Genomic DNA, 6063 nt, shown 5'->3' with positions numbered 1-6063 from the left:
GGGCGCGGCCGGCAAAGAAGTTCTTGAAGGCATCGCCCAGCTGCATGATCGCCATCTGCGGCGCGTTCTTGGTGACTGCCAGCATCCAGGGAAACTGCTCGCGCTTCACTGCATTGAGCTGGCGGCGCAACGCGGCTTGCGACGGCTTGGGCTGGGTGGAATCAGCTTTGTTCGCCTCGTACTGTCGTTTCCATTCCGCCAGCGCCCAGTTATAGGCGAAGCGTGCCACGCCAGACGTCCGGGCGAAGTAGGTCGCCTGCACGTTGTTCGGCGCAAGCGCGATCTTGTGAGCAATCAGCACTGCGCAGCCTCGACGGTGCGGCGCACGCTGTCCAAGAGTTTTTGATTCTTGCGTGACCGGCTGCCGTACAGGCGAGCGCTAAACACCGTGATGATCTCCAGGACGTTCCTGGCCAGGTCTTCCTCGAAGGTCGTGTCCTGGCCCTGATTGAGAATAATGACCTCCACTTGCTTCGCCTCGCAAATCGCAAACACCAATTCGGCGCCGAACCGCAACAGCCGGTCCTTGTGCGTGATGACAAGCCGGCCGACTTGGCCTCCGATCACCGCGCTGAGCAAACGCTTGAGCCCCTTCTTCTGATAGTTCATGCCGGAGCCCAGGTCCGCGACAACCTCGAGCTTCCAAGCCTGCTGAGCGCAATATCACTCCAGCACCTGCTTCTGGCGCTCAAGGTCGTCCTTCTGATCGTGGCTCGATACACGAGCATATGCCACGGTCCTTCGCCCCATAGAATCGGGCACAGATCGGGACGCAGCTTCGCCAGATCATAGCGTCGATGGCCGCCACGCTCACGGCCGTTCAGTCGGCCACGCATCTGATCCAGCGCCTTTATGGCGTCGGGCCCATGACGCCCGAACAAGCGGAACAGCACGCGGAACAGGTCATCGGCGTGTTGCTCAACGGCATGCTTGCGCGCCCTGCCAGCCGCCGGCGGACGGCTGGCGCCAGGTAGTTTCTAGCGAGCGGCAACGCCTCGTTCAATATATCGCGCCAGTTCGTCGGCGCGCACGCCGATATACGGCCTGGCGCGCGCCTTCATGCTCATGTCGCAGTTGCCTGCCTTGGCGGCGCCTTGCATGACATGGCTGATCGCGTCCGCCATTTCTGGGCTGATGACCTTGCCGGCGTTGCCCAGCTGCCATGACTGCACATCCGCCACCGCCATGCCACAGCGCTGCGGGTCGCGGTACAGCGCGGCGTCGTGTTCCAGCAGCATCTTCACCTTGGCTTGCTGGCCCAGCTGCATCATGATCACCAGCGGCGGCGCGTCGTTCTGGTCCACGCTGTTGATGCGCATGCCGCCGTCGCTGCGGTCGGTCTGGTCGGCACCCGCCTTGAGCCACGCCAGGTACAGGTCATCCGGCAGCCACGGCACGCTCAGCGGCGCGATCGCGTTGTCCTTCATGCCTTGCGCGCTGTTCTGGTATTTGAGGCTGACGCCGGCGGCGACCATGCGCTCGGCCGCGGCACGGGCGCTCGCGCGCAGGCCGTCCCACGCGGCGCTGTCCTTGCTGGCGTCCGCGCGCGCCTCCAGGTAGCTCCACGCGCGCAGCAGGGCTGACAGGGGCTCGCTGGTCAGCGGCGCCGCCGGCTGGCGCGAGGCCTGCACCAGCCGGTCTACCAGCGCGGGCTGAAAATAGGGGGCCGAGAGGCTCAGCGCCGCGTCCAGGCCGTTGCGCGCCACGGCGTCCTTGCCGCCATAGCCGCCCACCGAAGAGTCCGCGCCACGATCCAGCACAAAGGCCACGCGCTCCGGGATGGCAAGGGCCACGCCCGGCTTCAGCTCGCTGGTCGACTCGCGCAGCGCATCGAGCAGCGGGGTTTCCCACATGACGCGGTTGCCGTAGCCGTTCCAGATGTAGGCCGCATTGATGTCGGCGCCCTTGGCCAGCAGCTGATCCGCAAACCAGCGCGTGCGGAAGTTGCTGATGGCGGCGTGCAGCACGGTGCGGCCCTTTTTGTCATGCGTGTTCGGATCGGCGCCGTGGGACAGCAGGTACTCCAGCGTGTCGCGATCTTCCCCATAGTAGGACGTGCGCGTGATCAGCAAGGGCGTGCCGTTGAGGTCGGGCACCTCGAGCGAGGCGCCGGCCGCCAGCAGGATGTCCGCGATGGCGTAGCGCTGCGCCAATGGCCGCTTGTCGCGCCCGTCCCGCATGGCCGACGCCATCAAGGCCGAGCCCCGGTTCGGCCCGTCCACCTTGGCGCCGTCGGCCAGCAAGGCGCGCACGATCTCCACCTGCTGGTAGTACACCGCCACGCTCAGCGCGGAGACGCCATGCTCGTTGACCCCGTTCGGATCCTGGCCGCGCGCCAGTTGCAGGCGCACCGCCTGCAGGTCGCCGGCCTTGATCGCCGGGAAGATCTCCAGGCGCGGCCGGCACGTGGCTGGGGTCAGTTGCTTCTCGTCCAGCGCGGTGCCGATGCGGGCCGCCACGTTGGACGGGATGGCATTGTTGGACACCAGCCGCAGGCTGCAGTACTGGCGGTAGTCCTCGCGCGCCAGCGCCAGGTAGTAGTCGCGCTTTTCCGGGTTGCGCTCGCGCTCGCGTTGCTGCCAGCGCGCGTCCGCGCGGTTCAGGTAGGCCGCGATGCGCGACGGGTCCCGGCGCAGCACCTCCCCCAGGATCAGGTCGGCCTGGGCGGCATCGCCGGCCTCGGCCAGCCAGAATCCATAGTCGTTCAGGGCGACCAGCGTGTCGGAGTATTCGCCCTTGGGATCGATCTCTCGATAGTCCTGCTCCATGACAAAGGTGCGCAACTGCGCCAGCGCGCGGGCGAATTCCGCTGTCTTCGCGCGGGGGATGGCGCGTGCCGCCTGGTGCAGCGTGCGGAAGGCTGCCAGCGTGTCGACCGGCGGGCGCTGCACGAAGCGCATGTCGGCCGGCATGGCTGTCAAGCGGCTGGGATAGCGCACCAGGGCTTTGCGCAACGTGGCCATGGCCCGGGCCTGGCGTGCCGCGTCCCAGGGGCGCGTGCTGGTCACCGTCGCGGTGCTGGCGTCGGCGCGCACCGTGATGGCTTCACCGGCGGCGTCCACCAGGTAGCCGTTCACCTGCTTGCCGTCGACATCGTTGTAGGTATAGGCCACCCAGTAGAAGATCTCGTCGCCCCGGGGCGTGGTGACGGACACGTTTTCCTCATGCGACGCCCGCCATGTGCCCGGGTCGATCACCAATGGCGGCGAGCGGAACGCCAGCGTGGACGTGCTGCCTTCGCGCACGTAGCGGTAGAAGAACAGGCGGTTCTCGACCTGGCCGACCAGCAGCGCATCGCGCGCGTTCTCGGTGCCCCACACGCGGCGCTCCGGCGCGTTCAGGGCATAGCGGCTAAGGCGCATGGCTTCGATGACCTCGCCGATGTCGTAGGCGAGCGCGGGGCGCGGCGTGACGGCGAGGCAGGCCAGCGCCAGCGCCGCGGCGCCGAGCAAGCGGGAAAAACGGGGAACGCGGGGAACTCGGGAAACGTGGCGGACTTCGGATTGAGCGATGGCAGGAATGCGGGACATCCGGGACGGAAAGAGTGGCAGGCGGCCCCGATGATACTCCGCTCACCCTTCAATGCCACGCTTAATACACTTTTTGCGCTGCAGTCCGTATTGCAAGGTTAAGCCGCGTCCTTCTGCATGAACACGCTGAGCGGGTCGTCAACGTAGTCTCCGAACGGCCCGCACCTTTCGTAGCCGGCCCGGGCGTACAGCGCCAGCGCCTCGGGCTGGCTGACGCCGGTCTCAAGCATGAAGCGCGGGCAGGCCCTGGCCGTGGCTTCTTTCTCAAGCGTGGCCAACAGCCTCATCGCAATGCCGCCGCCCCGGTTCTGCGGACGCACGAACATGCGCTTGATCTCGCCAAACTCCGGCTGCAAGACCATCGCCCCGCAGCCAACGGCAGCGCCCTGCTGGTCCCGCACGACGGCAAAGAGAACGTTGGGTTGGGACAGCGCGTCGATGTCGATGCCGTGATGGCTCTCCGGCGGGTACAGCGGCTTCTGGTAGGCGTCCAGTTCGTCGATCAGGCGGATGACCTCTGCCTGCCTGGGGCTTTCAAACGCAATGCGCATGTTTCGTAGCGTTGGTGCGAAAGCATGAGATTTTATTCCCGCAACGGATCGTACGGTAATACCTGCTCGAGCTCGTCCGGCTGGTTGCGCGCAACGATAGCTTTGGCGGGCGTCGTCGCACTCAGGTTGAACGGCTGGTGCGGCACGCCCGGCGGAATGAAGAGGAAGTCGCCGGCCTCGGAGATGACCGACTGGCGCAGCCCGGGCCCGTAGCGGGTCTCGACACGCCCCTCCAGCACGTAGATGCCCGTCTCGTAGCCGCAATGCACGTGCGGTTCGGCGTGGCCGCCTGGCGGCACGACGACGATGTACATCGACAAACCTTTGGCACCCGCGCTAAGCGCGGAAATGCCGACGAAGTAGGGCAAACGCTGGCTGGTAGCGATCTCCCGGTCGGGGCGCACCGGGACCAGGGTTGCTTCCGCACTGGATGAAGGGTCCGGCATGCGCGCTCCTCTTCGGTTCCCGACGAGGAATTCTACGCCGGAAAACCGGCAGGGTGAGCGCCAGCGGCCTCTCGCCCTGCCCGTGCGGCCAGCGGCAATAAAGCCACTCAGTAATGGCGCGCTGGCGTATCCACCTTCTGGTGCGCGTCCGCATCGAGCGACTTTTCCGCGTCGTCTCCCGAAAGCCCCTTGTAGTAAAGGTGCACCCCGATCGCCAGCGAGTCGTGGCGAATCTCCTGGAACGCCTTCCATGCCTTGGCGGGGTCCTTGAAGATCAGGTAGTGCGCTTCCTGCGAGACCAGCGTGGCCACCTCGTGCAGGCCGTGGCCGTGCAGCGTGCTGACCAGTGTGTCGAGGCTTTTGTGCGTGCGCGCGTCGGTGCGGGGGTACAGCATGTGCAGCACGGCCACGCGCTGGTCAGCCACCAGCGCCGACAAGGCGACGACGATCTCCTGGTGGTTGAGCGCGGTGACGATTTTGTCCGCGGCGCCTTGTTGCTTCGGGAACAGTGCTTCGATCGTGGAACTCATGGGTTCACTTCCTTTCCTGCTGACTTGGGTGAAGGCGCACCGGGATGCGCCTGGGCACGAGGCTCCGCCAACAACATGAAATCCGGCTTCTCCGATGGCAGAGCGCGACATGATCACTGGACACCCTCGGCTTAACGCAGCGCCCGGCGGCTTCGCCGACATCCAGTGCGGCATGGCGATGCATGAATTTACTCCTGTCCGTGGATCAGGGGAAACCCTGAGATAGACCGATACACTTTCCTGCCCGCCAGACAATGCCTTGTGGACCGCGCCAGCACTGGATGTGGCGCCTCCGTTTCTTTTGGCGCAATGCGTCAATCCGGATTTCGCAACGGCCGGCGATCACGCCGTGGCGTCGAATGCCGCGTGATAGCGCACGGCGCCCGCGGCCCGGCTGCCTTGGAATGACAAGGACTGGAAGTATTCGGCGGGCACGCCGGCGAGCACCAGTTCCGGCTTTGCCACAAAGCCGAAGCGCCCATAGAAGGCAGGATCGCCGAGCACCACGCAGCCGGCAGCACCCAGGCCGCGCAGCGCCGAGAGCGCAACATGACCCACCATGCCGGCGCCGTCCCACCCCACCAGCGAAACCGAAAGCTGCCCGGCGCGGCGCAGGGCGTTCACGATGAAGTGTTCGGTATGGCTGGTGTGGGGCGCATTCCGGAAGGCTGCGGCCGTCAGGCGTTCGATCGCGGCGACGTCGGCAGGGGTTTCCGGGCGGATTGTCAGTGGCACGGGGTCGTCGGGTTGATCACGCTCGCATCCGCCCTTTCATGTCATCGTCGACGATCGCGCGGATCGTCCTGAAAAGCACGATCAGGTCGTCCCTCTCCTGCTGGCTCTTGTCCTGGCCCGCGCTTTGAATCGACGGCCGGGATGTCACCGTGAAGGGCCTCACCCAGATCGTGAATCACGCAGAGCTTCAGGCTGAGTTCGCAGCCACGAGCGGCCATTCCACTTGATTGCTACGCGGACGTTTGAAGGTCGGCTCCACGCTGACAACGGA

General features: G+C 65.8%; 8 protein-coding genes and 1 pseudogene. 1 reads left to right on the top strand and 8 read right to left on the bottom strand.

The features are described 5' to 3' along the window. Positions 1-262 (bottom strand): helix-turn-helix domain-containing protein (locus ACGLHR_RS38505; protein ID WP_400100709.1); only part of this gene is annotated, 262 nt, incomplete at its 3' end. A gap of 32 nt (positions 263-294) precedes the next feature. Continuing rightward, positions 295-741: pseudogene (locus ACGLHR_RS38500) on the bottom strand (IS607 family transposase); the annotation flags it as partial. A 56-nt stretch (positions 742-797) separates the two neighbouring features. Here ACGLHR_RS38500 and ACGLHR_RS38495 point away from each other — a divergent pair. Continuing rightward, a complete protein-coding gene (locus ACGLHR_RS38495) occupies positions 798-974 on the top strand; it encodes a hypothetical protein (protein ID WP_400100704.1) in 177 nt (58 codons plus the stop codon). A gap of 3 nt (positions 975-977) precedes the next feature. Here the strand turns inward: ACGLHR_RS38495 and ACGLHR_RS38490 are convergent, their stop codons facing one another. The 6 genes from ACGLHR_RS38490 to ACGLHR_RS38465 form a co-directional block, all read right to left on the bottom strand. Then, positions 978-3530 (bottom strand): ankyrin repeat domain-containing protein, encoded by a 2553-nt coding sequence (locus tag ACGLHR_RS38490; protein ID WP_400100702.1) that lies wholly within the window; start codon positions 3528-3530, stop codon positions 978-980. A 98-nt stretch (positions 3531-3628) separates the two neighbouring features. Next, a complete protein-coding gene (locus ACGLHR_RS38485; protein ID WP_400100700.1) occupies positions 3629-4081 on the bottom strand; it encodes a GNAT family N-acetyltransferase in 453 nt (150 codons plus the stop codon). 32 nt (positions 4082-4113) lie between these two features. Beyond that, positions 4114-4527 carry a cupin domain-containing protein gene (locus tag ACGLHR_RS38480; protein WP_400100698.1) on the bottom strand — a complete coding sequence of 138 codons (414 nt, stop codon included), beginning with the start codon at positions 4525-4527 and terminating at the stop codon, positions 4114-4116. 107 nt (positions 4528-4634) lie between these two features. Further along, positions 4635-5057, bottom strand: a complete 423-nt coding sequence (locus tag ACGLHR_RS38475; protein ID WP_400100696.1) for a hypothetical protein — start codon at positions 5055-5057, stop codon at positions 4635-4637. 342 nt (positions 5058-5399) lie between these two features. Next, entirely contained in the window at positions 5400-5792 is a 393-nt protein-coding gene (locus tag ACGLHR_RS38470; RefSeq protein WP_400100694.1) for a GNAT family N-acetyltransferase, read from the bottom strand. A 41-nt stretch (positions 5793-5833) separates the two neighbouring features. Further along, the gene (locus ACGLHR_RS38465) at positions 5834-6010 is read right to left on the bottom strand and encodes an HD domain-containing protein (RefSeq protein WP_400100692.1); all 177 of its coding nucleotides are present in this window, start codon (positions 6008-6010) and stop codon (positions 5834-5836) included. Positions 6011-6063: the final 53 nt, after the last annotated feature.

The sequence above is a fragment of the Cupriavidus sp. CuC1 genome, assembly GCF_044627735.1.
GTDB lineage: Bacteria > Pseudomonadota > Gammaproteobacteria > Burkholderiales > Burkholderiaceae > Cupriavidus > Cupriavidus ulmosensis.
This window is presented reverse-complemented; position numbering and strand designations above follow the sequence as displayed.

Bases quoted from the DNA above. Each gene is read 5' to 3' on its own strand.
- ACGLHR_RS38490 (WP_400100702.1), bottom strand. From the start codon at position 3,530: ATGTCCCGCATTCCTGCCATCGCTCAATCCGAAGTCCGCCACGTTTCC.
- ACGLHR_RS38465 (WP_400100692.1), bottom strand. From the start codon at position 6,010: ATGGCCGCTCGTGGCTGCGAACTCAGCCTGAAGCTCTGCGTGATTCAC.
- ACGLHR_RS38475 (WP_400100696.1), bottom strand. From the start codon at position 5,057: ATGAGTTCCACGATCGAAGCACTGTTCCCGAAGCAACAAGGCGCCGCG.
- ACGLHR_RS38480 (WP_400100698.1), bottom strand. From the start codon at position 4,527: ATGCCGGACCCTTCATCCAGTGCGGAAGCAACCCTGGTCCCGGTGCGC.
- ACGLHR_RS38495 (WP_400100704.1), top strand. From the start codon at position 798: ATGGCCGCCACGCTCACGGCCGTTCAGTCGGCCACGCATCTGATCCAG.
- ACGLHR_RS38485 (WP_400100700.1), bottom strand. From the start codon at position 4,081: ATGCGCATTGCGTTTGAAAGCCCCAGGCAGGCAGAGGTCATCCGCCTG.